Annotated in this window: 24 protein-coding genes; 22 read left to right on the plus strand and 2 right to left on the minus strand. The window is 72.7% G+C overall.

Features of this window, described 5'->3' with window-relative positions; genetic code table 11:
- Positions 1-62 precede the first annotated feature (62 nt).
- Positions 63-977: a DNA methyltransferase gene (locus AB0O48_RS03795; protein ID WP_355517540.1), complete on the minus strand. Its 915-nt coding sequence runs from the start codon at positions 975-977 to the stop codon at positions 63-65.
- Positions 978-1,047: 70 nt separating this feature from the next.
- A complete protein-coding gene (locus AB0O48_RS03800; RefSeq protein ID WP_365062727.1) occupies positions 1,048-1,965 on the minus strand; it encodes a hypothetical protein in 918 nt (305 codons plus the stop codon).
- An 862-nt stretch (positions 1,966-2,827) separates the two neighbouring features.
- Here AB0O48_RS03800 and AB0O48_RS03805 point away from each other — a divergent pair.
- The 22 genes from AB0O48_RS03805 (at position 2,828) to AB0O48_RS03910 (ending at position 26,297) form a co-directional block, all read left to right on the plus strand.
- Positions 2,828-3,712, plus strand: coding sequence for a hypothetical protein (locus AB0O48_RS03805; protein ID WP_365062729.1), 885 nt, complete (start codon positions 2,828-2,830; stop codon positions 3,710-3,712).
- A gap of 703 nt (positions 3,713-4,415) precedes the next feature.
- Positions 4,416-4,769: a pilin gene (locus tag AB0O48_RS03810; RefSeq protein ID WP_357950961.1), complete on the plus strand. Its 354-nt coding sequence runs from the start codon at positions 4,416-4,418 to the stop codon at positions 4,767-4,769.
- Positions 4,770-4,771: 2 nt separating this feature from the next.
- The gene (locus AB0O48_RS03815) at positions 4,772-5,686 is read left to right on the plus strand and encodes a conjugal transfer protein TrbL family protein (protein ID WP_365062731.1); all 915 of its coding nucleotides are present in this window, start codon (positions 4,772-4,774) and stop codon (positions 5,684-5,686) included.
- Positions 5,683-6,645: a PrgI family protein gene (locus AB0O48_RS03820; protein ID WP_357950929.1), complete on the plus strand. Its 963-nt coding sequence runs from the start codon at positions 5,683-5,685 to the stop codon at positions 6,643-6,645. The genes AB0O48_RS03815 and AB0O48_RS03820 overlap by 4 nt, the downstream gene beginning before the upstream one ends.
- Complete coding sequence (locus tag AB0O48_RS03825) at positions 6,642-8,462, plus strand: ATP-binding protein (protein ID WP_365062734.1); 1,821 nt, start codon at positions 6,642-6,644, stop codon at positions 8,460-8,462. Before AB0O48_RS03820 ends, AB0O48_RS03825 begins: the two co-directional genes overlap by 4 nt.
- Positions 8,459-10,972 (plus strand): DUF87 domain-containing protein, encoded by a 2,514-nt coding sequence (locus AB0O48_RS03830; RefSeq protein WP_365062736.1) that lies wholly within the window; start codon positions 8,459-8,461, stop codon positions 10,970-10,972. Before AB0O48_RS03825 ends, AB0O48_RS03830 begins: the two co-directional genes overlap by 4 nt.
- Positions 10,973-11,338: 366 nt before the next feature.
- Positions 11,339-12,178, plus strand: coding sequence for a replication-relaxation family protein (locus AB0O48_RS03835; RefSeq protein ID WP_365062738.1), 840 nt, complete (start codon positions 11,339-11,341; stop codon positions 12,176-12,178).
- A gap of 470 nt (positions 12,179-12,648) precedes the next feature.
- On the plus strand, positions 12,649-13,461 hold the full coding sequence (locus AB0O48_RS03840; RefSeq protein ID WP_365062740.1) for a hypothetical protein: 813 nt from the start codon (positions 12,649-12,651) through the stop codon (positions 13,459-13,461).
- A gap of 439 nt (positions 13,462-13,900) precedes the next feature.
- Entirely contained in the window at positions 13,901-14,746 is an 846-nt protein-coding gene (locus tag AB0O48_RS03845) for a hypothetical protein (protein WP_365062742.1), read from the plus strand.
- Positions 14,743-15,060 (plus strand): hypothetical protein, encoded by a 318-nt coding sequence (locus AB0O48_RS03850; protein ID WP_365062744.1) that lies wholly within the window; start codon positions 14,743-14,745, stop codon positions 15,058-15,060. Before AB0O48_RS03845 ends, AB0O48_RS03850 begins: the two co-directional genes overlap by 4 nt.
- A gap of 258 nt (positions 15,061-15,318) precedes the next feature.
- Complete coding sequence (locus tag AB0O48_RS03855) at positions 15,319-16,455, plus strand: FAD-dependent monooxygenase (protein WP_365062746.1); 1,137 nt, start codon at positions 15,319-15,321, stop codon at positions 16,453-16,455.
- Between the two features lie 30 nt (positions 16,456-16,485).
- A complete protein-coding gene (locus tag AB0O48_RS03860) occupies positions 16,486-16,836 on the plus strand; it encodes an Lsr2 family protein (RefSeq protein WP_365062748.1) in 351 nt (116 codons plus the stop codon).
- Between the two features lie 176 nt (positions 16,837-17,012).
- Positions 17,013-18,008 carry a MarR family transcriptional regulator gene (locus AB0O48_RS03865; protein WP_365062750.1) on the plus strand — a complete coding sequence of 332 codons (996 nt, stop codon included), beginning with the start codon at positions 17,013-17,015 and terminating at the stop codon, positions 18,006-18,008.
- Positions 18,009-18,102: 94 nt separating this feature from the next.
- Positions 18,103-18,750 carry a GGDEF domain-containing protein gene (locus AB0O48_RS03870; RefSeq protein WP_365062752.1) on the plus strand — a complete coding sequence of 216 codons (648 nt, stop codon included), beginning with the start codon at positions 18,103-18,105 and terminating at the stop codon, positions 18,748-18,750.
- 139 nt (positions 18,751-18,889) lie between these two features.
- Positions 18,890-19,363 (plus strand): hypothetical protein, encoded by a 474-nt coding sequence (locus AB0O48_RS03875; protein WP_365062754.1) that lies wholly within the window; start codon positions 18,890-18,892, stop codon positions 19,361-19,363.
- A gap of 195 nt (positions 19,364-19,558) precedes the next feature.
- On the plus strand, positions 19,559-20,005 hold the full coding sequence (locus tag AB0O48_RS03880; RefSeq protein WP_365062756.1) for a hypothetical protein: 447 nt from the start codon (positions 19,559-19,561) through the stop codon (positions 20,003-20,005).
- A gap of 21 nt (positions 20,006-20,026) precedes the next feature.
- Entirely contained in the window at positions 20,027-21,064 is a 1,038-nt protein-coding gene (locus AB0O48_RS03885; protein WP_365062758.1) for a hypothetical protein, read from the plus strand.
- Positions 21,065-21,167: 103 nt separating this feature from the next.
- Positions 21,168-22,244 (plus strand): M23 family metallopeptidase, encoded by a 1,077-nt coding sequence (locus AB0O48_RS03890; protein ID WP_365062760.1) that lies wholly within the window; start codon positions 21,168-21,170, stop codon positions 22,242-22,244.
- 113 nt (positions 22,245-22,357) lie between these two features.
- Positions 22,358-23,020 carry a hypothetical protein gene (locus AB0O48_RS03895; RefSeq protein WP_365062762.1) on the plus strand — a complete coding sequence of 221 codons (663 nt, stop codon included), beginning with the start codon at positions 22,358-22,360 and terminating at the stop codon, positions 23,018-23,020.
- 71 nt (positions 23,021-23,091) lie between these two features.
- Positions 23,092-24,183: a DUF4314 domain-containing protein gene (locus AB0O48_RS03900; RefSeq protein WP_365062764.1), complete on the plus strand. Its 1,092-nt coding sequence runs from the start codon at positions 23,092-23,094 to the stop codon at positions 24,181-24,183.
- A gap of 110 nt (positions 24,184-24,293) precedes the next feature.
- Complete coding sequence (locus tag AB0O48_RS03905) at positions 24,294-24,767, plus strand: hypothetical protein (RefSeq protein ID WP_365062766.1); 474 nt, start codon at positions 24,294-24,296, stop codon at positions 24,765-24,767.
- A 348-nt stretch (positions 24,768-25,115) separates the two neighbouring features.
- The gene (locus tag AB0O48_RS03910; RefSeq protein ID WP_365062768.1) at positions 25,116-26,297 is read left to right on the plus strand and encodes an AAA family ATPase; all 1,182 of its coding nucleotides are present in this window, start codon (positions 25,116-25,118) and stop codon (positions 26,295-26,297) included.
- Positions 26,298-26,327 lie beyond the last annotated feature (30 nt).

Genomic DNA, 26,327 nt, shown 5'->3' on the forward strand with positions numbered 1-26,327 from the left:
CCGCAGAAGGCAGCAGCTGTCCACTCCCGCCGCGCGGCTCGGGTGGCGGTGGGCATGCGCACTCACGCGACCACCCCTCCCCCGAGGGTGTCCCCCAGGCTTCCTGAACCCGAGTCGGTCTGGCTCTTGATGAACACGAGGACGTCCTCGTGCGCGATCAGGTGCATCGGGGTGCCAGCGGCCCGCGCCTTGCGGACGGCCTGGAGTTGGAAGAACGACGGGCGGGCCACGAGCCCGCCGTCGCGGACCGCGGCGAGCAGCGCCACGCACCGATCCACAGGGGTGAGGCCGGCGCGGACGCCGGCACCGATGACAGCCGACGGAAGGTCGACCAGTTCGCCGTGCTTGCGCCACGGTCGGGCGGTCACGACGACGACCCCACCAGGCTTGAGGAGGGTGTGGCAGCCGGCGAGGATCTGGGCGAACCCGTCGGCGAGTCCGGTGAGGTCGCGGTAGGCGAGGTTCCCGCGGTCGGTGCCGTCGTTGTAGGCGTTGTCGAACTTGGCCACCCCGTCGGCGCCGGGCCGGACGAGGCCGTGCACGGTCGGCCCGTACGGCGGCGACGTCACCACGAGGGCGACCTGCCCGGCCAGGGCCGCCGGCACCAGCGACAGGATCCGGGTGGCGTCGCCGCGGATGACGCCGGCGCGGCCGGTCGCTCCCTGGGTGTGGGCGTGCTTGATGTTGGCGTCGGCGATGTCGGACCAGCGGGACTCGTACTCCACCCCGATCGCGTCCCGGCCGGCGTGGATCGCCTCGACCAGGGTGGTGCCGATCCCACACATGGGGTCCAGCACCAGGTCCCCGGGCTTGGTGTAGGCGGTGACGGCGTGCGCGGCGATCGCGGGGAGCATCCGCGCGGGGTGCTGCACCGACTCACGGACGTACCGGCCGCGGCGCTGGACGGGGCCGGTGGACTGGGCGGTCGCCCACACCGACAGGCCCTCCGGGCCGGGAGTAGCCCGGTGGCGTCCGATCGGGTCGGGGCTCGTGGCGGCAGTGGTCGTGGTCTGCTCGTGGGACGGTTCGGGGGTGTGTGCGCGGTGCCTAGCCACGGCGACCACCGCCCTCGCGTCCGTTCCGGCGCGGGGCCGGGCGCTGGGCCTGGCTGAACACCATCAGGTCCGCGTGGACCCGCAGGTGCGCCACCCGCCACCGGTCGCTCACGGCGGTGGTGAGGGTGAGCAGTTCCTCGTCGGTGACGTGGTAGACGAACGCGTCCCCGTCGGTGTCGGCGGTGACCGCGACAAGGTGCTGCAGGTAGCCCAGTCCGACGCCAGCGGCGGCTTGGACCACGCCGGAGAAGTCCTCCGGGCCGGCGGTGGTGCCGGCCGGGACGGTGACGACGAGGATCAGGCAGCCGCCCGGCTGCAGCAGCTGGGCGCAGGCGGCCAGCAGCCACGCCAACCGGACCCGGTTGGTAGCGGCGTTGGGGTCGAGGGGCCAGCAGGCGACCACGAGACTGGTTGCCTGCTGCAGGGAGCCGCCGGACGGCAGGCCGGCGCCCGTGTCGGCCGGTGGGTGCAGGTCCGGGTCGGTGAGGTCGTCCCCGAACCAGGCGCCCATCTCCGGCAGGTCCTCCTCCTCGTCCGCGTCGCCGGTGATCCCGCTGGCGAGCGGGACGGGAGTGGCCGGGCCGATGATCAGGCTGGACGCGTCGGTGAACCACGCTGGGTGGTGCCGGCGGGCCCCGGCCGCGCAGGTGGAGGTGAGGGCGTGGTCGGTGGTGAGGTCGACGACCGCCTCGCCGGGGCGGCTGTAGGCGGCGATGAGGCGGTCGGCCAGCCGGGTGCCGATGCTGCGGCCGGCGTCGCCCGGGGTGCGGGCGGTGCGCCAGACGGTGAGCGGGACCGGCGGGTCGCCGGCGACCAGGTCGGTCGGTGTCGGGTCGCCCCCGGCCAGGAGGCCGGTGTCGACGATGGGATCGTGCTGCGGGTTGTGGTGCTGCGGCGTGTGCTCGCTCATGTGGTGTCGGCTCCGCGCCGCGCCGTGGTGCGCTGACACCCTCAAACCGGTGTTTGTGAGCTGTGGCGAACACCTAGCGATCTCACGGGGATCTCACGAATGTCTGACAACCGATTCCTGTCCGCTCGGCTGGCCTCGGGAACGCGGGATGATCCGGCTGTCGCCGGCTCGACCGGGCCGGGGTCGGCGTCGTGAGATCGTCAGAGCGATCGGCCACCCCGGCTGTCAGACACGCACGGTCACGACCACCTCGACCATGACAGCGACTTGCATCGATGACACAGGGGCGTTGGCTGGTCTTGTCAGATCGCCGTCCGATGTCCCGGACGGCGACGGCGTCTGTCCTGACGGCGGCGGCGTCACGGAGGACACCGGTGCTGGATTGTCATCGGAGACGGCGGCCGTGTCAGACCTTCCCCACGCCGGACGAACGCCGTCAGACGGCGCGCCACCGCGGCGCGCAGGGTTGACGATGACATTCGGCTGCAGTGTCAGCCTGTCGCGATCTGACACCCTGCCGCCCGCGGGGCGCTGTTAGACGCTGTGAGACCGGCTGGGTCCCCGTTGTCAGACCCCTCGGCCGCTGTCGTGTCCCTCGCGGCCTTGTCCCGCGCCCTTCGCCTCCTGTCGTGTCAACGCGCAGGTCAACGCGGCTTTGTCAGAACGGTGAGGCGCGCCAGCGTCGGTCGTCAGTCAGCGGGTGGCCGGTGGCGGCTGGTGCTGTCGAGCCGAGGATTCATGCCTGCTGGCCTGCGTTGTCAGGGGCCAGTGAGACCGAGGTGGCGCAATGGCGGTCAGGCGCGCCGGCCGTACACCTCCGGCCGTCATCGACATTCGTCTCTCTGACATGGGAGTTCGTGACATGACCGCGTCCGCCAAGGACTGGCCCGACTCGCCGCTGGACGCCGTGGACACCGCGTTCGCCGACCTGACCTGCGACCCCGACCCGTTGTCACTGGACCTCGACCCGCTGGCCGATCAGCTCGGCGACGACAGCGGTCTGCCCGGCGGTGTCATCGCCCTGCCGGCGTTGCGGCAGTGGCTGCTGGAGCACCCCCGCGCCTACACGGCCCGTGACGTCGTGTGGCGGGAGCTGGTCCGCCGCGCCCGTCTCGACGGTCCTGCCTGGGTCATCGCCGCGGTCGCCCTGGCGATGCCGGCGCTGCGCCGCTACGCCGGCCGGCTGCACACCGGCTGGGCCGGTGACGCCCACGACCTGGACGCTGAGATCCTCACCGGCTTCCTGGGCGCCCTGCGTGACCGGGTCGACCTGGCCAAGCCGGCGCCGTACGCGGCGCTGTGCATGGCGGCATGGCGGGCCGGCCACGAGCTGCGCCAGCGTGACGGCGCCGAGGCCGTGCCGGTGGACAACCTCGAACACGTCACCGGCTCGCGCACCCCGAAGCGGCCCTACGGGCACCCGGACCTCCTCGTACGCCGGGCCGTCGAGTTGGGCATCGTCGACGAGTGCGACGAACAGCCCTACATTGACGTGCGGCTGGGCCACCGTGCCATCGAACCCATCGCCGCCCGCCTCGGCTTGGAGGTCGACACGCTGCGGCGGCGCGTCGAGCGCATCGACGTCCGCATCGCCGACGCGCTCGCCGCCGGGATGCTCACCGAGGCGACCTCACCCCGGGCGCGGAAAGACCTCACCGCCGCGGCCGAGCGACGGCAGCACATCCGGGCCGCCCGCGGCGGCAGCGCAAGGCATCCTGTGGCGCAGGTGACGCTGGCAGCCGCCTGACCGCCGACCATCCCCTAGGCTCTCCGGACGCGGGCCCGACCATCTGGTCGGGCCCGCGAGCGCGTACGGCGAACCACCACGCCCCACCACTTCGACCGGCTCCCACCCTGGTGCGGGAAGGGTCGTCGTACTCACTTTCGGGCGGCCCGTCGGATCTCTCACGGATCTGACAGCGGCGCCCACGAGGAGTTGAGGCGGCGGCTGTGAGACCCCGGCGCCGACGCCGACGGCGAGGTCCGCCACCAGCGGCACGATCGTCGGACAGCCGCTAACCAGGGCTGTCAGAGGTTCGTGAGGTCGTGTCGGAGCGCTGTGGGATCGGCAGGTGTTCGCCACAGCTCACAAACGCCGGTTTGAGGGTGCGGAACTCCTCCGACGCCACCACGGCGTCACGCAGGAGGTTGATTCCGCCCGCCGCCGGGCCGGGAGGCCGGGTCGGCACGGGACCGGGTGCCTCGGGTGCCGCGCCACGTTGATGCGCTGACACCACATCGATCATCGCCAACCCGAACGGGAGGACGAGCTCCTCCCGAGGTTCACCACGGTTCCCGGCCGACGTGTCTTCCCGAGCCCGGCGGCGGCTTTCCGCCCACCGTTTCGACGAATCGCCCCGGCGCGAGCCGGGGCGGGAGGTGCAGCCATCATGTTCCGCCCGCTGTTGGCACGTTCACGTGCCCTGACCATCGCCCTCTCCCACGCACCGATGACGACCCGCGCGCTTCGCCATGCCGCCCGGATCGCCGCGCCCGCCGCGGCGGCCGTGGTGGTGCTGGCCGTGCCGGCCGCTGCCTACGCCGACCCGGGCGGCCCGGTCGTCCTGGCCGCCAACGACCTGCCCACCGTCATCGCCAACCTGCAGACCTGGGTGATGGGCATCCTGGCCGCCGTCGCCACCCTGTTCCTGGTCCTGGCCGGCGTGTACTGGGCCACCGCCGGCGGCGACCCGGCCCAGGTCGACAAGGCCAAGGGCGCGTTGAAGAACGCCCTGATCGGCTACGGCCTGGCCGTGCTCGCGCCCATCCTGCTGGAGGTCGTCCAGGGAATCGTCGGAGGCTGACGATGGCCTGGGCGCTCAACCAGATCCTCGACTGGTTCGCCGGCCTGCTGCTGGACTGTCTGAACGGGCTCATCACCGCGATCACCCACGCGCTGCTGATCACCCCGGACGTCACCAGCCTGCCGCAGGTGCAGGCGCTGACCGGACGGTCGATCTGGGTCGTCGACACAGTGTTCGTCCTGGTGTTCGTCGCCGCCGGTGTCCTGACCATGGTCGCCGGCGGCGACGAACGCGCCCGCTACACCGCCAAGGATCTCCTGCCGCGGTGCGTCGTCGGGTTCGTCACCGCCCACTTCTCCCAACTGATCGCCGGCACGCTCATCGAGTACGCCAACGCGTTCACCGCCGCACTGACCGCGCAGGACTTCAACGGCGACGGGGCGTTGAACGCCGTCAGGACCCACCTGATGGCCGCGCGTGACCAGACCGCCGGTCTGCTGTTCGTCGTCTGCCTGGCGATCATCGTCTTCCTGCTCGCCGCCACCGCCTGCAGTGTGATCGTCCGCTTCGCGGTCGCGCTGGTGCTCACCGCGGTCGCGCCGATCGCCCTGGCGTGCCACGCCCTGCCGCAAACCGACGGCGTGGCCCGCATGTGGTGGCGGTCGTACGTCGCCATGCTGGCGACCCCGGTGGTGCAAGCATTCGTACTGTTCGCCGGACAGTGGATGCTGCTGGACACCAGCACCATGCTGCCGCTGCTCGGCCTGCCGGTCGAACCGGGTGGCGTGCTCAACCTGTTCGTCGTGATGGTCCTGCTGTGGACCACGCTCAAGGTGCCGGGGCTGATGCGCCGCTACGCCACCAGCGGCGCAGGCGGGCGTGGCGGCAACGTGCTCGGCGCGGTCGTGCGGGTCGTCGTAGTGCAGCAGCTCACCCGCGGGCTGCGCATCCCCGGCCTTGGGGCGGTGCGACGATGAGCCGCGACCGCCGCGACGAACAGGCCGTCACCGCCCGCATGCCCGCCGACGTGGACGCGCCGGACAAGGTGCTCTACGGGCTGACGTTCCGGCAACTCGCGATCCTCGCCGTCGCCGCCGTCATCTTCTACGGCGCTTGGCGCGCCCTCCACGCGATCGTGCCCGCACCGGTGCTACTCGGCGCCGCGGTCGTCCTCGGCGGCCTGGTGTTCGGCCTCGCTGTCGGCCGCCGCGACGGACTGCCCATGGACGTGTGGCTGGCCTCTGCGGTCCGCCACTCCCGCGCACCACGCGCTCTGTCCACCACCGACACCACCGCGAAAACACCCGACTGGGTGCAGGCCCCGGCGTCGAAGGTGATGCTGCCGGCGCCACTGAAACTGCCCGCCGACGCCATCGACGACCACGGGGAGATCAGCCTCGGCGGTGTGAAGGCGGCGATGGTCGCGGCGACCAGCGTCAACCTCGCCTTGCGCACCGCCGACGAGCAGGCCGCCCTGGTCGACACCTTCGGCCGGTGGCTCAACAGCCTGTCCACGCCGACGCAGATCGTGGTGTCGGCGCAGCCGGTCGACCTGCACTCCGCCGCCCGCACCCTCGCCCAGGCCGCAGACGCCATGCCGCACCCAGCTCTCGCCGACGCGGCAGCCGACCACGCACGCTTCCTCGACGACCTCGCCGAACGGCGGGACCCGCTACGCCGGCAGGTCCTCATCGTCACCCGCACCAACTCCGGTGAGCGTGGCGAACACGCCGCCCGACGCCGCGCCGACCAGACCGTTCGGTCCCTGTCCGGGCTCGGCGTCACCACCCGCGCCCTAGATGGCCATGCGACCACCGCCGCCCTCGCGGCCGCGGCGGACCCCTACCGGCCGCCCCGTCCCGGGGGCCTCGCCGCACCCGACACCACCATCACCGCGCCTCCGGCCAGGAGGCCACACACCAGGAGGACATCATGATCTCCGTCAAGCGCCGACGCACCCCGAACAACGACAGCACCAGCCCGCCGTCCGCAGGACTCGCGGCGACGGTAGCTCCGGCCTCGGTGGAGGTCACGCCGCGGTTCCTGCGGGTCGGGGACGGCTACGCCGCCACCCTGGTGGTCACCGGCTACCCGGCCGAGGTCGGGCCGGCGTGGCTGGAGCCGCTGCTGTCCTGGCCAGGCCGCCTCGACCTGGCCCTGCACATCGACCCGATCCCCGCGCCGGTCGCGGCGTCCCGTCTGCGCAACCAGCGGGCCCGGTTCGAGTCGTCCCGGCGGGCCGACGAGCAGAAGGGCAAGCTGGCCGACCCGTACGTGGAGGCCGCCGCCGACGACGCCGCCGACCTCGCGGAACGCCTTGCTCGCGGGGCGGCGAAGCTGTTTCGCGTCGGCCTGTACCTGACCGTGCACGCCCGCACCGAGGCCGAGCTCCTCGAGGCGTGTGCGCAGGTGAAGGCCGCCGCCGCGTCCACCCTGATCGAGGTGCAGCCGGCGACGTGGCGGCACCTGCCCGGCTGGACCACCACCCTGCCGCTTGCCACCGACAGCCTGCAGATGCGCAGGACCATGGACACCCAGGCATTGGCCGCCGCGTTCCCTCTCGCGTCGGCGGACCTGCCCGCGCCGCTGCCCGGCGACCCGGCCACCACCGGTGGGGTGTTGTACGGGGTGAATCCGGACTCGCAGGGCATCGTGTGGTGGGACCGGTGGGCGCAGGAGAACCACAACAGCGTGGTCCTGGCCCGCTCCGGCGCCGGCAAGTCCTACTTCGTCAAACTCGACGTGCTCCGCAATCTGTACCAGGGAGTGCAGGTGGCCGTCGTCGACCCCGAGGACGAGTACCTCCGCCTTGCCGACGCGGTCGGCGGCACCATCGTGCGACTCGGCGCACCCGGCGTGAAGATCAACCCCCTGGATCTGCCGGCCGGGGACACCCGTCCGGACGTGCTCACCCGCCGCGGGCTGTTCCTGCACACGTTGATCAGCGTGTTGTTGGGGCAGCTGCCGACCGCTGAGCGCGCCGCCCTGGACCGGGCGATCCTCGCCGTCTACCAGCAGGCGGGCATCACCGCCGACCCCGCCACCCACCACCGTCCCGCGCCGCTGCTGAAGGACCTGGCCGCGACACTGCGGGCCGACGACAACACTGCCGCCCACGAGTTGGCCGCCCGGCTGGCACCGTGGGTGGCCGGCTCGTTCTCCGACCTGTTCGACTCACCCACCACCACCCGCCCGGACGGGCACCTCGTCGTCTGGAGCCTGCGCCACCTGCCCGACGAACTGCGCACCGTCGGCACCCTTCTCGCCCTGGACGAGATCTGGCGGCAGGTCGACCTCCCCCGCCAGTACCGCTCCACCTCCTCGCCGCAGGCGCGGCGGCTGGTCGTGGTGGACGAGGCATGGCTGCTGATGCGCGACGGTGAAGGCGCCCGGTTCCTGTTCAAGATGTCCAAGGCCGGCCGGAAGCGCAACGCGGGCCTGTCGGTCGTCACCCAGGACGTCGCCGACGTGCTCGGCACCGACCTCGGCCACGCCGTGGTGTCCAACGCGGCCACGCAGGTGCTGCTGAAGCAGGCTCCGCAGGCCATCGACCAGGTCGCTGACGCATTCGGGCTGACCGCCGGGGAACGCCGGATGCTGCTGTCCGCCCGAGTCGGCCACGGCCTGCTGATATCCGGCACGAACCGGACCGCGTTCGAGTCGATCTCCTCCCAGGCCGAACACCTTCTCGCGACCACGAAGCCGTCTGACCTCGCCGACCTCGACTCCGACGACGGGGAGGAGGACCTGTGACACCACTGCGTGCCCTGTCGCCGATGCCGGCGCCCAGCCCGTCGGGGCCGGGCGCCGGTCTCATCTCTCCGCCGGGCGCGCCCGCGCGGTGGGTTCTGCACGCCGCGGATTGGGCGGCCGGCCGGCCGTGGCTACTCGGCGTCGCCGCCGCCCTGCTGGTCGCCTATGTTGCCGGGCGCAACCTGGTCGACGGGTGGCGGCACCGCCGCCACGCCGACGGCGCCCGCCTCGTCACCGTCGCCCCGCCGCCGGAGGTCGACCCGCACAGCGCCGCCGCGCTGTGGGCGAACCTGCACGGCACCCTCACCCCATCGCGCCGCCGCCGGCTGCGGTACGGCAGCCCGCACGTGGTGTGGCAGTACACCTGGACCGGCCGGCAGCTGCTTATCTCGATCTGGGTGCCCGGCAGCGTGCCGCACCGGGCGGTGGAGGCTGCCGTGCGGGCCGCGTGGCCCGGTGCCGCCTGCACCACCGACGACCAGGCGCCACCGCCGATCCCGCTGGACGTGCCGGCGGCCGTCGGCGGGCACCTGCTGCCGACCGCCGCGGAGTGGTTGCCGTTCGAAACCGACCACGACAACGACCCGCTGCGGGCGCTGATGTCGGCCGGGTCGCAGCTCAAACCGGACGAGTACGCCTGCGTGCAGGTCCTCGCCCGCCCCGCCACCCCCCGCCGGGCCGCACGAGCCCGCCGCGCCGCCGGCCGGCTCCGCGACGGCAAGACCGCCGTACCGGCCATCAATCCCGCCGCACCGCTCCTGTGGCTCATCGAGGCGTTCCTTCCTGGCCGCACCGCCACCACCCGCAGCGGCGGCCAGCCGGCCGGCCGCCGGGACCCCGGTGTGGAGCGCGACGTGCGGGCGATCCTCGACAAGACCGCCCACCCGCTGTGGACGATCGGCATCCGCTACACCATCGCGAAGAACAACCACCGCGGCGGGTCCCGGCCGGAGGGCCGCCTGCGGGGCATCGCGGACGCGGTCGCCTCGTCGTTCGCCGTGTACGCCGGCCGCAACCGGCTCGCCCATCGGGCGCGGATGGCGCGGCCGGTGGCCGTGCTGGCCACGCGGCGGCTCGGATCCGGGTTCCTGGCCTCCACCCCCGAGCTGGCCGTCCTCGCGGCGCTGCCGCGGGATCTGGCCGTTCCGGGGTTGGATCGGGCGCGGGCGAAGTCCATGCCCGCCCCGGTGGCGGTGCCGACCGGCGGCCGCGGGATGAAGGTCCTCGGCGACGCCGAAGTCGGTGGCCACGCGGTGGCCCTGTCCGTCGCCGATGCGAGGTATCACATGCATGTGGTCGGATCGACGGGCTCCGGGAAGACGACCCTGCTGGTCAACATAGCCGTCGAGGACATCAAGGCCGGCCGGGGCACCGTGGTCATCGACCCGCACGGTGACATGGTGCTCGACATCCTCGACCGGCTTCCCGCGAGCGTCGCGGGCCGGGTAGTGCTGTTCGACCCCGACCAGCCCAACCCACCGACCCTCAACCCGCTGTCCGGCAACGACCCGGACCTGGTCGTGGACAACCTCGTGTCGATCTTCGGGAACATCTTCGCGAAGGCGTGGGGGCCGCGGATGGACGACGTCATGCGGGTGGCCTGCCTGACCCTGCTGCGGCACGCCAACGTCACCCTCCAGCACATCCCACCCCTGCTCAACTCGGCGCAGTTCCGCTCGGCGATGACCGTCGGCCTGGACGATCCGGCCGGCCTGTCCGGGTTCTGGCAGTGGTACGACGACCTCAACCCGGCCCTGCGCTCCCAGGTCATCGGCCCCGTCCTGGCCCGCCTGCGGGCGTTCCTGCTGCGGGACTTCGTCAAGCGCACCATGCGCTACCCCCGTTCCAGCTTCGACATGGGCAAGGTCCTCGACGGCGGTGCGCTCCTGGTGCGCATCCCGAAGGGCCAGCTGGGCGAGGACACGAGCAAGCTGCTCGGCTCGCTCGTGCTGGCGCAGGTGTGGCAGGCGGCCACCGCCCGCGCTGCCGTGCCGGCCGACAGACGCCGGGATGCCACCCTGATCATTGACGAGTGTCAGAACTTCCTGACCCTGGCCAACAGCCTGGACTCGATGTTGGCGGAGGCGCGGAAGTACCGGCTGTCGATGGTCCTCGCGCACCAGGACTTGGCCCAGTTCCCGAAGGACCTCCTGGCAGCGGCATCGGCGAATGCCCGTAACAAGCTGTACTTCTCCGTCGCCCCGGAGGACGCCCGGGTCCTGGCCAGGCACACTCTGCCCGAACTCGACGAGCATGACCTGACCCACCTGGACGCCTACACCGCCGTCGGGCGCCTCGTCGTCGGTGGGCGGCAAACACCGGCGTTCACCCTCAAGACCCGGCCGCCGAAGCCGATCGTGGGCGAGGCGACAGTGATCCGACGAGCCGCGGCGCAGGCGGTGCCGGCGCAGGACACCAGCGCGATCGACGACCTCGTCGACCGGTTCTCAGCTCGACCCGACGACAACCGCCGGTCCCGGGCCAAGGGCGGCCCGAAGGCGACCACCTGAACGCCGCAGGGCAACCGGAGCGAGATCGACAGACTGGTCAACCGAGTCCCGGTCGCCCCTTCCGTGTGGGCTTCACCAGCCCTTCACCACCGATCACCGCGCGGCACTGACAGATCCGGCCGTCCGGGTCTGTCAGTGCCGCTCACCGGTGGTCACCGGCCTCCGGTGACCACCTCACCGAACTCAGACACCCTCCCCTCGGAGGGAACTCCTCTTCCGCTTGGAGCATCCATCGTGCCCACCAACAACCGGGTCTCGCGCTCGCCTTCCGCCTCTTCTTCCGGTTCTTCGTCCGGTTCTCGTTCGTCGTCTCGTCTTGCTCGTCTGGACCGGCTTCGTCGGCTGACCGCCCGTGATCATCAGCTGTTGCGGTGGCTCGCCGAGCACTACGTGCTGTCCACCGACCAGGTCACGGCGGCGCTGTTTCCGTCGCGTCGCTCGGCCCGGCTCCGCCTCGCCCAGTTGCACCAGATTGAGGCGGTCAGCCGGTTCGTGGACGTCACCACCGGCAGCGGCCAGTACCTCTACACCCTCGGCCCGCTCGGTGCCGTGGTCCACCCCACCCAGTTCAACGACCCGAACCAGGCCGGTGCGCGAGCGCCGAGGACCAGCATCGAACGGACTGAACGCATCATCGGCAGCCGCCGCCTGGCCCACCTGCTCGGCACCAACCAGCTGTTCGTCGACCTCGTCGACTACGCCCGCACCGACGAGCACGCCCGCTTGGCCCGGTGGTGGTCCGAACAGCACACCACCGCAGCCTTCGCCGCCGCCTCCTACGCCGCCGGCAGCGGCACCGGTGTCCAGCCCGACGGGCACGGCATCTGGCACGCCGCCGGGCGCACCGTCGGGTTCTTCCTCGAACACGACAACGGCACCGAACCCCTCGGCACCGTGCTGCGCAAGCTACGCGGCTACGAGCAGCTGGCCATCTACGGGCCGCGGTACCCGGTGCTGCTGCGCGTCCCCGGCCGCCGCCGCGAACAGCACCTCCTCGACGCCCTCGCCGGAGTGCCCACCGCCATGCCCGTGGCCACCGGCCTCCACGGCGAGCACCCCGCCGGGCCTGCCTGGACGCTGACCACCGACCCCGGGCCGCGACGCTGGCTGCACGAACTGCCCTCCGACCACGGCCCGGACAACCCGGCCACCAACCCGCACCGCTTCCCCGACACCGACCTTAGCGGCCCCGACCCGGAGCCCTGACATTCACCTGCACCGCACGCGGAGAGGAGCCGTCCACCGTCGTGGGCGGCTGTGAGACCGACCGGATCTCACAGTCCCGCCGTCCCTCACCCGCGGAATCGAGCGGTCGTCTGACAGTGCAGGTCAACGGCACTACTGACGATCATGACGGCGGCCGGCGCTGACAGATCCGGCCGCTACCTTCATCGGCACCACCTTCACCCATATATCGCTCCACCCGGTCCGGTCCCACCTCGGGAACCACCGCCGCACCTCACGGTGCGCTCCGCCCACCCGCCCTTGTCGGCCGGTCGGCGCCCGCGCCGCGCGGCGACCCCTAGGTCGCACCGCACCACCCCGCACCATCCCGCTCCACCAGCAGCGACTCTGCTGCACCCATCCGCTGTTCGTCCGTGAGTCGACCCATGTACCCGGTGGGCCGGCTGCTTCCGCGCGCCCAACAACGCGCCCTACCGAAGGAGGAACCCCAGATGACCGCAACCAACGGTGCCGCGACCCCGCTGAGCCGCTACGGCACCCGCGTGCCGACGGTGACGCCCCGCCCGGGCCGCAAGCCCGCCCCCGCGGCCACCGCCGCCAGCACCACGGCGCCCACCAGCCCGGTGGTCACGCCGACCGCGACGATCAACACCATGATCGTCTGCCTGCCCGACGGACTGCCGTCGCAGGCCCTGACCGCCACCCAGCTCGACCGGCACTTCGGCGTGTCCGGCACCCTGCAGCCCCGGTTCTGGGCCATCCCGGACATGTGGCTGTGGCAGCGGCGCGACCTGGTCGCACCTCGGAAGGGACGTCCGGTGTACTGCGCCGGCGGACCGGTCAAGCTGCTCGACCTCGCCGCCATGCGCCACGCCGCCGGCGTCGGCGCCGGCATCCGCCACGAGGTGTGGCAGCGGGTCGTGCACGGCACCCGGCCGGCCACCCCGTGGCCGACCCTGCTGGCCCGCCACCTGGCGGACCCCGCCCGCTACCCGCGCGAGCGGGCCGAGGCGGACTTCCACAACCAGGCCCGCGTCAACGCGATGCGGATGCACAACGCGGCCAGCTACGGCGCCGCCCACCTCGCCGTGGGGGAGCTGGAGATGTTCCAGGCAGGCCCGATGGCCTACCAGCACTACAGCGCCACCACCGCCGTGTGCGGCGACGCCCTGCTCACGCCGGACGGGCACAAGCTCGCACCCGCGAGCGACGCCCTCACCCACCGGGTGACCTACCTCGAGCAGGCGATGCGGTACCTCGACACCGTCGAGACCGACCAGCGGCTGCTCGCCGTCGCCCTGTAAAGCACCACCGGATCCGGATCCGGTCGGGCACCGCCACCCATCCCCCTCTTCCCTGGGGATCGGCGGCGGTCCGACCGGCTCCACCCCATTCCCAACCGCGCCGCGCCGGCCCTGGCAGCAGACGGCGAGCTCTACCAGCCGCACCCATGAGCCCCGCCGGCCTGCGACGCACACCCCTAACCCGACCAGCGCGGCGAGACCGCCATGGCAGGTAACCGCCTGTCGTGGTACTCGCCGACACCGCCACCCGAACCCCAGTTCCCCCTGGCCTCGCGCTCGATCCGGCTTTCCGGGCCCGACGCCGCACGTCGGGTCGCCGCGGCGGGTGTGAGCACGCTGCCGCCCGCGCACGGCCCGGCGCCCCGGGCTGGGGCGCCCGCAAGCCCGGCCAGCGAACGGCCGACCTTTCCCTCTTCCCCCATCAGGAGGTTCCTTCGCCATGTCCGACCGACTGTGGTTCCGCGTCGACGAGGTCCTGCCCCTCGCCGCACATGCCGCCGCCACCGCCGCGCACTTCAGGACTCGGCAGCAGTACCGGGCAGGTGTCCCGGACCAGGCCGCGCTCATCTGGTCCCACGACGCCGACGGTGACTGGTTGTCCTCCAACGGTGTCCCCCGCTGGTACGACGCCGACGGCGCCGACCACCGGGCCCTCGCCGAAACCTGGACCCACACCGCCACCGGCGCCACCGGCAACCCGGTCCCCGCCGACGACGGGCAAGGATTCCTGCCCCTGCACACCGAACACCTCGACGGCCGGCGGGACCTGCTCGACCTGCTCCGCCACGCCCGCCACCACGGGGCGCACTGGTTCGGGCTACACCCCGACCCGGAGAGCGAGGCCACCGGCGACCGCTACCGCATCTCCCGCCACCGCGGCGACATCACCCCACCGCTGGCCACCTGGACCCCGGCGACCGTCACCTGCGACGTGATCGGCGGCGGCACCTACCGCGCCATGGTCGCCACCGGATACACCACTCTCACCCGCACCGGGCTGCTGTGCCGCTTCCCCCTGTTCGCGGTGCAGCGCATGGCCGCCCACCTCGACGGCCTCTACCCCGGTGACATGCCCGGGGAGCACCCCCGGCTGCGGTTCGGCGGCGACGAGGTCGTCGTCGAGTGGGAGGACGACGACGGACTGGGCAGTCGCTGGGTCGAGGACGACCGGGTCGTCCCGGACGCCAACCGCTGCTACGCCATCGGCGCCTACCAGTGGCCCTGGACCCTCGTCGCGTCCGAGGCGACCTCCCGCGCCGCCGACCCGACGGACCGGTCGCGGTGATCGTCGACGAGGTGTTCCACCAGGGCGGCCCCGGCAGCTACGAGCTGACCCGGGTGCACCACACCGACGGGTACGTCCCGCGGGTCCGGGTCTACCGCGACAGCTACGCCAAGCAGAGCACGGCGGTCGCCGAGGTCCTCACCCCTCTGGTCACCTGGACGATCATCGCCAGCAGCCCCGGTCACGGCTGGCACCGCACCACCCCGACCACCTCACCTGACGCGACGCCGCTGATCCCGGTCGCCGACGAGGTGCTGCAGCGGGCGCGGCGGATCCTTCCCATGCCGCCGCCGTTCACCACGCCCGGCCGGTAACCCGCCAAGGCCACGCCCTCCCGCGCCGCCCTGCCCGCCCGGTCGCACCTCACGCACCAGCGGACCCAGCCCGGCGCCGGATCTTCCGAACCCCATCCGCCCGCCGCACCACGGCGGGCTGATCAGCGCGTCCACGGCCCACCGCCGCTGACGCGCTTTCGCACTGGCACGACCTGGCCGATGCCCGGCCACCCGCGCACTCGCGCACACCCGGGCACGGCCGTGCCCGGGTTCCCACCCCGCAGAAGGGAACCCCCCATGACATCCACCAGCAGGCCCCGCATCGCCGTCGTCGGCGGCAGCCTCACCGGCCCCGTCACCGCGCTGCTGTTGCTGCACGCCGGATTCGACGACGTCACCGTCTTTGAGGCGGCACCGGCGTCCGCACCCCTGGGCGGCGGCCTCATCGGTCTGGAACACCCCGCCCTCGACGTGCTCGACCGCCTCGACATCGGCCAGCACGAGTTCGTCGCCCACGACTCCGAGGCCATCGTCCAGCTGACCATCCGCGACCGCCACCCCGCCGAGACGATCAGGCGCACCTACCCGGGCCGCAACACCACCTGGACCCTGCTGCACCACGCACTGACCCGCCGCCTACCCGCCGGTGTCCTGCACTCCGGCATGAAGGTCACCGCCCTGGCCGAGCAGGCCGGCCAGCCAGTGCTGCGGTTCCGCGACGGCCACACCGAGGCCGCCGACCTGGTCGTGTTCGCCGATGGCCGGTCCTCCACCGGCCGCCGCCTCCTCGACCCTGATCGGACCCTGCGGTACGCCGGCTACGTCGCCCACCGCGGCATCGCCGACACCACCCCCCAGCCCGGCCTGCGGGACTTCCTGCGGCTGCAGCCCTGCCCCGGTGCGCAGTTCAACCTCGCCCCCGTACCCGGCGGCTGCGACTGGACCTTCTACCTCAACTGCACCAGCACCGAGTACGCGCAGCGGTTCGGCGCCGACCCCACCCGCCGGGTATTCGCCCTACCCCGACACGTCAGCCCCGCCGCCCGCACCCACGTCGACACCCACGCAGACCAGCTCCTCCCGGCCGACCACGCCGCCGTCGTCCACGCCACCACCACCCGCATGGCGGTGCCAGTCCTCGACATCACCCCACCGGAGCGCATGGTCTGGCCCGTCGGCGGCGGCCACGCCGTCCTGCTCGGCGACGCCCTCGCCCCCGTCCGCCCGCACACCGCACGCGGCGCCAACAACGGCATCGAACAAGCCGCCGGCCTCACCGCCGCTCTCACCCAGCACCGCAAGTACGCCGCCGACCTCACCGCCGCCCTGCACGGCTGGCAACGCCGGCACCTGCCCGCCGCCGTCGCCGCCGTGCACCGCGGACCCGCCATCGGCCACCAACTCGGCCTCGGCACCCACCAACCCGCCCAGTAACCCACCTCGAGCGAAAGGAGGTGGCCCCTCGTGGCCACCAAGACCACCGCGATCGTCGTCGACGACCTCGACGGCTCCACCGACGACGTCGGCACCTACCAGTTCGCCTTCAACGGCGTCACCTACGAGATCGACCTGTCCGCCAGCAACTTCGACCGGATGGCCGCGGCATTCGGCCCGTTCATCACGGCCGGACGCCGCCTGCCGAAACAGCCCCGGGCACCACGGCGGCAGCACGGCACCACGACCGGCCGCACCCAGAGCCAGGAGATCCGCGCCTGGTGGTGGACCACGAACTGGCAGGAGCTGAACCTGCCCCGACCACGAACCGGGGGCGTCATCCCCGCCGCGGTGCGCGACGCCTACCACGCCGCGCACTGACCCCGATCCCCGATGCCGCCCGGCGAGCTATCGCCGGGCGGCACACCTGCGCGCGTCGCCGGAGTCCCGCACTCCGGGCAGACGACTTGATCAATGCCCGATCCGAAGCGTGCATCAGTGCACGCGCCTCACTCACCGACCCCTGCCGACGGCAGGAGAAAGGGGGCCACGCTCCCATGACCAGCACCCCAGCCAACACGACCACCGATACGGCCGTAACAGCGCCACTGGCACCCAGCGTCGCGAAGGTCCTCGCCGCGCTGCACCGGCTCGGCGAGGCCACCGCCGCCGCCATCGCCACCGAAGCCGGCCTCGGCTACTCCACCACCACCCCGAAACTGCGCACCCTGGAAACCGCGGGACTGGCCGAGCCCACCCGAAGCGACACCGGACGCAGCCTGTGGCGGCTGACCGACACCGGCCGCGCACACGCCGAACAGGGCGATCACGGCCAGCCCGCACCGGAGCCCGCCACCCGCGACACCGACACCGACACCGCCGCAGAACACAGGCCGCACGGCGACGACACGCAGGACAGCGAAGAGACCGCCGGGCAGGACCACGACCAGCGGCCAGCCGCCGAGGTTCCCGCCGACGGGCAGCCGGATGCCATACAGGAGTCGACATCGCCGGCTCCTGGTGGTGTCGAGGCGGCACCCGACGAGGCCGCTGAAGCCGAGGACACCGAAACCCACGACGGCGACGATGACGACCGCTCGACTGCCGAACCCGAGGCACCGGTCGCGACCGACGACACCGACCGGGCCACCGGAACGACGCCCGCAGCGAACGAAGCGGACGCCGGACCGGCCACACCGGACTGTCCCCCTGCCGGCACGGCCACCGACAGCACCACGGGCGACCCCGCCACGGAAGTACCCGCCGCACCGCCGGCCACGGAGGCGGCGGGCGAGGCGGCACAGGCCCGTACCCGGCGAGCGTCGGGCACCCTGCGCGGCGCGATCCTCGACATCCTCGAGGCCAACCCCGGCCAGCAGTACAAGGTCAGCGAACTGTGCAAGCTCGTCGACCGGGCCAACGAGGTAACCGGCGCGAAGAAGGCCAGCGCGGGCGCGGTCCACAACGCCGCCGTGAAACTCGTCGCGACCGGGCGGGCAGTGCTGGCCGCCGAGAAGCCCGCGACGTTCGCTCTCGCCGACACCACCGCCTGAACGACCCCGCCAGCCAATAGCCCGGAGGCGGGCGTCGAACTTCCCGGAACCACGCCCGCCCCCGGTGCTCCTTACTGCAGAAGGAGCTCTCGAAGTGTCTCCCATCCTGACCTCGATCGTCACCGCCACCGGTGGAATCCTCGCCGGTCTCGCCCTCGCCGCAGCGCTGCTGTGGCGCCAACAGCAGGCACTGACCCGCGCCCGCCACGCCGCCGACCACGACGACACCACCGGCCTGCCCAACCGGCGAGCACTGCTCGCCGCCCTCACCCGCGCCACCCGCACAGATGCCCCGTTCGGGCTCGTCCTGCTCGACCTCGACGGCTTCAAAGCCGTCAACGACACCCTCGGCCACGAAGCCGGCAACGACGTCCTCACCGAGGTCGGCCGACGGCTGGCAACCCTGCGCGGGCCGGTACGGCTCGCCGCGCGGCTGTCCGGCGACGAGTTCGCCCTGCTGGTCGACGGCGGCCCCGACGACATCGCCGCCGCCGCCCGCGCCGCCTGGCGGGCGGTCGGCCGCCACCCCGTCGACCTCGGCGAGCACGCCGTGGCCGTGCACGCCAGCGTCGGGCACACCAGCGCCGCCCTCGGCGTCAGCCCGCGCACCCTGCTACGCCAGGCCGACATTGCCATGTACCAGGCCAAACAAACCGGAGCCGGGGTCCACGGAGCCACCGCCACCACCGGCCACACCGGACCGCCGCCGGGCACCCGCCTACGGGACCTGCGCCGCCGCTGACCACTCACGGACACACCAAGAGGACCTCGCGCCCGCCGACGTGCGCGAGGTCCTCAGCATGCCCCGCTTCCCTCCGCCCAGCCCTGCTTTCCCCGTTCTCGGCGACGGTCGCCGAGACCCGTTAAGGAGCGCATCCGCCATGAGCAGCCCCCACGCGTACGCCATCGGTGACCGAGTGACCATCGACCCGGCGGTGGCCCGCGCCAGCACCCGGGGCGTCACCTACCGCGTCACCCGGCTGCTGCCGGTCAACGTCGTCGTCGAACCCGTCGACGGCGGCCGACCGGTGAAGGTCAACCCCACCTACCTGCGGCCCGCCCCCGCAGCGGACACCACCACCAGCGGTAGCACCACCAGCGCTAGCACCGGCGGCGAGTGGACCATGATCCACGAGGCCCCGCTGCATCCGGGCACCCTCGTCACCGTCGCCGGCGCGGGCTGGAAGCAGCCTCCGGGCGAGCTGTACGTGGTGCTGCGCGACACCGGGACCGGCCGCGTCTCCCTCGTGCCGCTCGGCGGCAACAACGGCCGCTACTGGCGCGGCGTCTCCCGCCACCTGCTCACCACCGTCGACCCCACCCGCGTACGCCTCGACCCCGAACAGACCACCTGAACCACGACTTCACGCTGCCGTGCCGGGCGGGCAAGGTTCTGCCCGCCCGACACGACTTGACCTTCGTCGAGAGATGAGCGTCGATCAGCGCTGGTCGTCGGCCATCGTGCGGACATCAGCACTCCCAAGGGCTGCGACGCGAGTCGGGCGGCGACCGCGCATGCCCGCGATCCGCCGACCGAAGGGCCACCCGCCATGGCACACCCCGCACAGCCCAAGGGCCGCGACCGGCGTCCCAGCGACCGCACCGCCGCACCGGACGACGTCACCGACAGGCTCCTGTGGGCCCTCGCGGTCGACGTCGCCGCCGCCCACCAACCCGGACCCGACGGCGCCTGCACGAACCTGCAGTGCCGCGGGCAGCAGGGCCCCTGCTGGGCGCTGCGCACCGCCCGCCGCGCCGAACAACACGCCCGCCGCGCCCCTGCCACCCTCGCCCCGGCGCCCCCACCGCCGTCGCCGCGCCCGGTCGGGGTCGTACGGGGACGCGCCCCCGTGCCCGCCCCGCCGCGCCGCTTCACCGGCTGGTTCACCCCCGCCCGCCCGCCGGCACCCCTGACGCGGCCTGCGCCCGTACCGGACGCGGTGCCGCCGGAATCCCCCGTCTACCGGCGTCCACCCGTGGCGGCGCTGGCCGCCTGAGCACGCACCTGGAGGTGCACAGTGAACTTCCTACCGAACGACACACTCGCCGGCTACGCCCGCACCGCCGTCGACCTACGCACCCGCATGGTCGACTACCACCGCAGCCCGCTCGCGGCGCAGTACCTGCAGGCGTTTTTCGACAGCCGCCTCGCCAACCACCCCAGCCCCAGCCCAGCGGGCATGGCGAAGGTCCTCACCGCGGTGCGCGCCATCACCGCCAACCCGTGGCGATTCGGCGAACCGTACGTCATCGCCCCCGCGATGACCGCGATCATCGCCGCCGCCGCGACGGCCCTCGACCTGACCGGCGAGGTGCTCCCCGCCGACATCGCCCCCGACAACGGCGGGGTGCTCTTCCTCCCCGAACCGATCTACCACCGCAGCCTCAGCGGCGAGGTGTCCTCGATCGGGGCGATCACCTGGGCCCGCACCACCAACACCCACAGCGGCCGGTCCTTCTGGGCCATCGCCGGCTGGGCCGACCACCACGACCCGCACGACCCCGCGGCCGTCCGCCGCCGGCAGCAGCTCGCTGACCGGCCCGACCTCGCCCGCCAGTTCGGCCCCTACGTGCTGACCGACTTCACCGAGATCCCCATCGGCCAGCCCGTCGACCCCCGCCCCGACCTGCCGGTCCTCGACGGGGACGACCGCGACTGGGAACCGGCACCCGACGGCCGGTTCTGCATCAACGAGACCACCACCCCGATGCGCGCCTGCGCCGCCGTCGCCTACGCCTTCTGGCGCATCCAGGCCCAACCCCTCGCGACCGTCGCCGCCGCCCCCCTGGACCGCGCGGCGCGCCGCCGCGCCGTACGGGCCAGCATCCGTCACGACACCCGCGTGGTCATGCTGCGCCGCACCAGCCCTCTCGCCGAACCCACCGACGGCGAGCCCAAGTGGCACTACCGGGTGCGGTTCGTCGTCCGCGGCCACTGGCGACGCCTGATCGACCGAGACGGCCACCGGTTCCGCATCTGGATCAACGCCCACATCAAAGGCCCCGACGGGGCACCCCTGCTGCACGGCGAAAAGGTGGCCGTCCTCGCCCGCTGACCTCGCACCCACCCCGAAGGCCGCGCGACGCCTCCCACTGGCCCGCGCGGCCTTCGCCGTCCCCGCCCACCACCCGGCCGCCGCTTCGAAGGAGTGACCAGTCATGACCACCCGCGTGCTGTCCGGGATCGCCATCGCGGTCGTCGGCGTCCTGCTGCTGTGCTCCGGACTGGCCACCACCCTGATCTTCGGCGGCGGCGCAGGCGCCGGCGCCTGCGGTACGGCAACCAGCGTCACACCCACCACCTCGTCGGCGACGCGCAGCCCGGCCCCGGACGGGATCGGTCCGATCGGTGACTGGAGCACCGAGCAGGTCGGCAACGCCGCCACCATCACCGCCGTCGGCATGCGCCTCGGCGTCCCGCCCCGCGGCTGGGTCATCGCCGTGGCCACCGCGATGCAGGAATCCTCGCTGATCAACACCCCGAGTGGGGACCGCGACTCGGTCGGCCTGTTCCAACAGCGGCCATCCCAGGGCTGGGGCACCCCCGAGCAGCTACGGGACCCGCAGTACGCGGCGACGAAGTTCTACCAGAAGTTGCAGGCCGTCGACGGCTGGCAGGCGATGGCGCTGACCGAGGCCGCCCAGGCGGTGCAGCGGTCGGCCTACCCGGACGCCTACGCCAAGTGGGAACCCGACGCCACCCGCATCGTCGCCGCCCTGACCGGCGTCACCACCGGCCTGGCCGCCTGCGGCGTGACCGTCAGCGCGCAGGGCTGGACCCAACCGGTGCACGGCGACGTCGGCTCCGGTTTCCGCACCCCAGGCCGGCCCGGCCACGACGGCGTCGACCTGATCGTGGGCAAGGGCACCCCGATCCACGCCGCGTCCGCCGGCACCGTCACCGTTGTGCGCTGCAACGCCGTTGACGTGCGTACCGGCCGGGACTGGGGCTGCGACCGCGACGGCGACCCGGTTCTCACCCGCGGCTGCGGCTGGTACGTCGACATCACCCACCCCGGTGGGGTGATCACCCGCTACTGCCACATGCTCGCCCACCCGGCCGTCGCCGAGGGCCAACAGGTCGCGGCAGGTGACGTCATCGGCGTCTCCGGCAGCTCCGGCCACTCGTCCGGGCCGCACCTGCACTTCGAGGTGCACCTCGGTGACCACAGCTCCGGCACGGCCGTCGACCCGGTCGCCTTCATGGCCTCCGTCGGCGCGCCCCTGCATCAGTAGTCCCGATCGCGGATGCCGACGGCGGCTCCGTGGTCCACCCCCAGCTCGGTGGTCGTCCCGCCCCGGGAGGACCACCGCAACCCCATCCACAGATCCCTGAGGAGGAAAAGCCCGTGAGCACACCCACGCTCATCGGTGTCGCCGCGCTCCGCGGCAGGTACACCGCACGCTGGATCCAGTTCGGCGAGGACCCGCAGGTTCTGGTGCCGCTGCTGCGCCGGATCTGGACCGACACGTTCAGCCGCGACACCGACGCCATGGCCACGGCGCTGTTAGCCCACAACTGGTGGTCCCTCGCCGTCAACCCCAAGCCCCGCCGCTGGGACCAGCAGCCGCCCGTACCGGGCCTGGGCTACCCCGCCGACAACGACACCGTCCGGCGGGGCGCGCTGCGCGAGGACGTCGCCGGGGCCCTCGAGTGGCTGTACCTGCTGCACCTCGACCAGCGGCGGCTGGTGGTGTACGAGGCGACGGTCCACGGCCGCTGGCTGCGGCACAGCGCCCACCACCTCGACCCCGTCGAGGAACTGTTCATCACCGAACCCGCCGACGACGGCGGCCCGGAGATGACGGTGTGCACCGTCTGCGGCGCGGTCGACGAGATCGACCACGTCGAGGTGCCGTCCATGGCCGGCTACGGCTACGACACCGCCACCAGCTGCACCCGCTGCGGCTCCTCGGTCACCACCGACCCGATGTTCGGCGACCACGTCACCCGCAAGCCCTGGCCGCCACACAACCCCACGACGGATGACGCGACGGGCAGCGCCCGATGAACACACCCGACCCCACGCCGCCGCCCAACAGCGGCAGCGACGGCCCGTCCACTCACCGATCGGAGACCACCATGAGCTACCGACCTGGCCAGCGCGTCGCGCTGGTCCACACCAGCGACCCACATACCCGGCTGCGTGCCGGCGACACCGGCACCGTCCGCCGCCACGACCAGCGGCAGAACATCGTCGAGGTCGCCTGGGACAGCGGCTCGACGCTGTCGATGAGCCTCGACGACGGCGACCGCATCGCACCAGCCACCACCCCGCCGCCCACCGGCGATCCGGTCGCCGAGGCCACCGAATGGGCCGCCACGCTGCGGCGCATGCGGGCCGCCGGCACCGAGGCCGGCCAAACCGCCGCCGAGTGGTGGGCGCAGGACACCATCGGCGCCAGGGTCAGCGGCGACACCCGCCTGGCCGCCCGCCGGATCCTGGCCGGCATCAACGACGCCGATCCCGCCGTCCTCGACACGTTGCCCCACTTCTCCTCGGCTGGAGAGTCGGTCGATACCGCCGGGTGGGAGCTGTTCGCCGACGCCACCGGCGATGTCTCCGGCTGGTTCGGGCTGCGCCTCCAGCAGCGCGACGAGGCGATGGCCGTCTACCGCGACGCCTTCGCCACCGCCGCCGAAGAGCGTGTCGCCGAACTGTGTCACCTCGCGGCCAGCCCCACCGGCAGCGACGTGTCCCACCTGCACCCCGACCGGGTACACGTCGGCGACGTCGGCGTGTTCTCCGGCGAGTGGGCGATGACCGTCGGCCCGGACGGCGATCACCGCTTCGAGATCGGGTTCGTCGGCACCCTGATCGACCACTGGAACGGGTGGGCGGTGTTCTCCTGCACTCGCCCGGTGGCGGAGGCGATCGTCGCCGACCAGCACCGGCTCCGCGACCAGCACCGCCGCAGCCTGCGCGAGCAGGGCGTGGCGGAGGACGACCTGGATCGCCGGGTCGACGCGGATCTGGCCGACCTGTCCTTCGACGGAGACGTCCTCGTGGTCGACCAGCGCGCCCTATCAGACGATCCGGAAGCCATCGAACGCGTCGCCCCGGACGGTGACGGCCGGTACGTGGTGATGGGCCGCAGCTGGTGCTGGGAGGCCGTCGACCCGTACGCCTGCGACCGGATCGTCGGCGACCTGCCCGAACCCGACCAGGCATAGGCCCAGCGACCCCCGGCCAGGCCGCGCCGGGTCACCCGGAACCGAGCCGTCTCCGTCAGCGGCACCCGACACACCACCACGACAGGTAGGACCAACAGGAAGGAAACCACGTGACCATCCGTACTCAAGAGGAGATCGTCACCCGGGTCTGGGCTCTCCGGGCCAACCGACAGGACATCCTCGGCTTCCGGGAGGACGTGCTCGTGGAGGCACTCGACCTCGACCACGCCCGCCAGGTCATCACCCCCCGCCACCCGGTTGAGTGGACCCAGCGGGTCGACCACGAGACCTACGCCCGGGACTACCTCGAGTTCGCCATCGGGAAGATCCTCGACCACCGGGGCAACTCGGCGAGCCGGTCGGTGGACAAGCTCAGCGAACTCGCCTGGCTCCTCGGCCGCGACGACATCGTGGCGGCGATGGACCACGCCGGCTACCCGATGTACGGGGCGCCCAAGGTCAAGGCGTTCGCCGACGGGTTCGGCTGGCCGTTCCTCGACGGCGACGACGGGCTGGCCCTGGCCCGGATGGCTGACGGTCAGCAGTGCGACCCGCAGGGCTGCGAACGGGGCTGCGCCGACTGACCACGACCTGGCCACCGGCCCAGTGCCCGACCCTCGACGTGCCCGCGTAGACAGCCGGCACGTCAGCGATCCCGCGCCCCGCACCAATTCGACTTGATCGATTGGGCTGTGGGGCGTTCCATCGTCGGCGCAGACACCGCCCGCGCGGCGTCGACACCGACCAGCACGCACCGGCGGCGACCCACGTGTCGCCGTAACCCTTCAGCACCACCGGGGTGTGGTCGCCCACCCGCCCGGCCCGACCAGGCCGGCACGGGGTTGGCCCCACCCGTCTCCGCTGTGCGGTACCCACCGCCCGCGCACCCGGAGACGGGTGCGCGGGCCCGACCTTGGAATCGAGGCATCACCATGACCACACCAACCCCACCGGCCCCCCAGGCCGGCGCACCGCAGAACAACCCGGCCGCGACCGACACGCCCACCGCTGAGGTCGCCTCCGGCCGGTCCGGCTACCTGTACCGGAAGGTGGCCCTGCACCTAGCCGACCACCCCGACCAGATTCTCAAAGTCGGCGAGATCACCCGGGCGATCGGCGCGCCATCCTCGGGGGCGGTGTTCGAGGCGCTGAAGAAGATGGCCGCCGCCGGACACGCCACCCACCACCGCGACCCGCACCACCGCTTCCAGATCACCCAGGCCGGCATCGACGCCGCCGGCACCCTCCCCGCCACCGCACCCCGCACCCGCACCGGCGGCGGTGGTGGTGGTGGTGGTGGTGGTGGTGGCCGGCAGTCGCGGCCCGCGCCGGTGGCGCGGCCGAACGGGACGCTGTACCACCCGCGGCGGCTCGGCCGGGGCTGGGACGTCGAGGAACTGCGGCGGCTGCGCACCCAGCAGGTGCCCGTGCTGCTGTACGGGCCGCCCGGCACCGGCAAGACCGCCATGGTCGAGGCCGCCTTCCCCGACCTGCTCACCGTCGCCGGCACCGGCGACACCGTCGTCGACGACTTCCTCGGCTCCTACAACCCGATCCCCGGCGGCGGCTACGAGTTCGTCCACGGACCCCTCGTCACCGCCATGCGCGAGGGGCGGGTGCTGCTGGTCGACGACGCCACCCTCATCCCACCCCGCGTCCTGGCAGTCCTGTACCCGGCCATGGACGGCCGCGGGGTCATCACCATCCCGGCGAACGGCAACGAGAGCGTGCAGGCCGTCGACGGGTTCTACATCGTCGCCGGCCACAACCCGGGCGTGCACGGCGCGGTCCTCACCGAGGCCCTGGCCTCCCGGTTCACCGTCCACCTGCACGTCACCACCGACTGGGACCTCGCCCGCCAACTCGGCGTCCCCAAACCGGTCGTGGCCGCAGCGATCGACCTCAACGCCGACCTCACCGCCGGCAAGACCGTGTGGGCGCCGCAGCTGCGCGAACTGCTCGGCTTCGTGAAGGTCCGCGACCACCTGGGCATGACCGCCGCCCTAGCCAACCTGGCCGGCATCGCCCCCGAGGACGCCCGCGACGACGTCACCGCCGCCCTGTCCCGGCACACCGGCACACCCATCACCGCGCTCGCCCTCGGCAAGCGCTGACCGCAGTCCACCCCTTCTGGAAGGAGCCAA

Source organism: Micromonospora sp. NPDC085948, assembly GCF_040686315.1.
Taxonomy (GTDB): Bacteria; Actinomycetota; Actinomycetes; order Mycobacteriales; family Micromonosporaceae; genus Micromonospora.

Coding starts and splice junctions, on each gene's coding strand:
- AB0O48_RS03845 (WP_365062742.1), top strand. CDS start 13,901: ATGTCCGACCGACTGTGGTTCCGCGTCGACGAGGTCCTGCCCCTCGCC.
- AB0O48_RS03855 (WP_365062746.1), top strand. CDS start 15,319: ATGACATCCACCAGCAGGCCCCGCATCGCCGTCGTCGGCGGCAGCCTC.
- AB0O48_RS03890 (WP_365062760.1), top strand. CDS start 21,168: ATGACCACCCGCGTGCTGTCCGGGATCGCCATCGCGGTCGTCGGCGTC.
- AB0O48_RS03805 (WP_365062729.1), top strand. CDS start 2,828: ATGACCGCGTCCGCCAAGGACTGGCCCGACTCGCCGCTGGACGCCGTG.
- AB0O48_RS03820 (WP_357950929.1), top strand. CDS start 5,683: ATGAGCCGCGACCGCCGCGACGAACAGGCCGTCACCGCCCGCATGCCC.
- AB0O48_RS03875 (WP_365062754.1), top strand. CDS start 18,890: ATGAGCAGCCCCCACGCGTACGCCATCGGTGACCGAGTGACCATCGAC.
- AB0O48_RS03815 (WP_365062731.1), top strand. CDS start 4,772: ATGGCCTGGGCGCTCAACCAGATCCTCGACTGGTTCGCCGGCCTGCTG.
- AB0O48_RS03865 (WP_365062750.1), top strand. CDS start 17,013: ATGACCAGCACCCCAGCCAACACGACCACCGATACGGCCGTAACAGCG.
- AB0O48_RS03880 (WP_365062756.1), top strand. CDS start 19,559: ATGGCACACCCCGCACAGCCCAAGGGCCGCGACCGGCGTCCCAGCGAC.
- AB0O48_RS03800 (WP_365062727.1), bottom strand. CDS start 1,965: ATGAGCGAGCACACGCCGCAGCACCACAACCCGCAGCACGATCCCATC.
- AB0O48_RS03900 (WP_365062764.1), top strand. CDS start 23,092: ATGAGCTACCGACCTGGCCAGCGCGTCGCGCTGGTCCACACCAGCGAC.
- AB0O48_RS03810 (WP_357950961.1), top strand. CDS start 4,416: ATGACGACCCGCGCGCTTCGCCATGCCGCCCGGATCGCCGCGCCCGCC.
- AB0O48_RS03825 (WP_365062734.1), top strand. CDS start 6,642: ATGATCTCCGTCAAGCGCCGACGCACCCCGAACAACGACAGCACCAGC.
- AB0O48_RS03840 (WP_365062740.1), top strand. CDS start 12,649: ATGACCGCAACCAACGGTGCCGCGACCCCGCTGAGCCGCTACGGCACC.
- AB0O48_RS03910 (WP_365062768.1), top strand. CDS start 25,116: ATGACCACACCAACCCCACCGGCCCCCCAGGCCGGCGCACCGCAGAAC.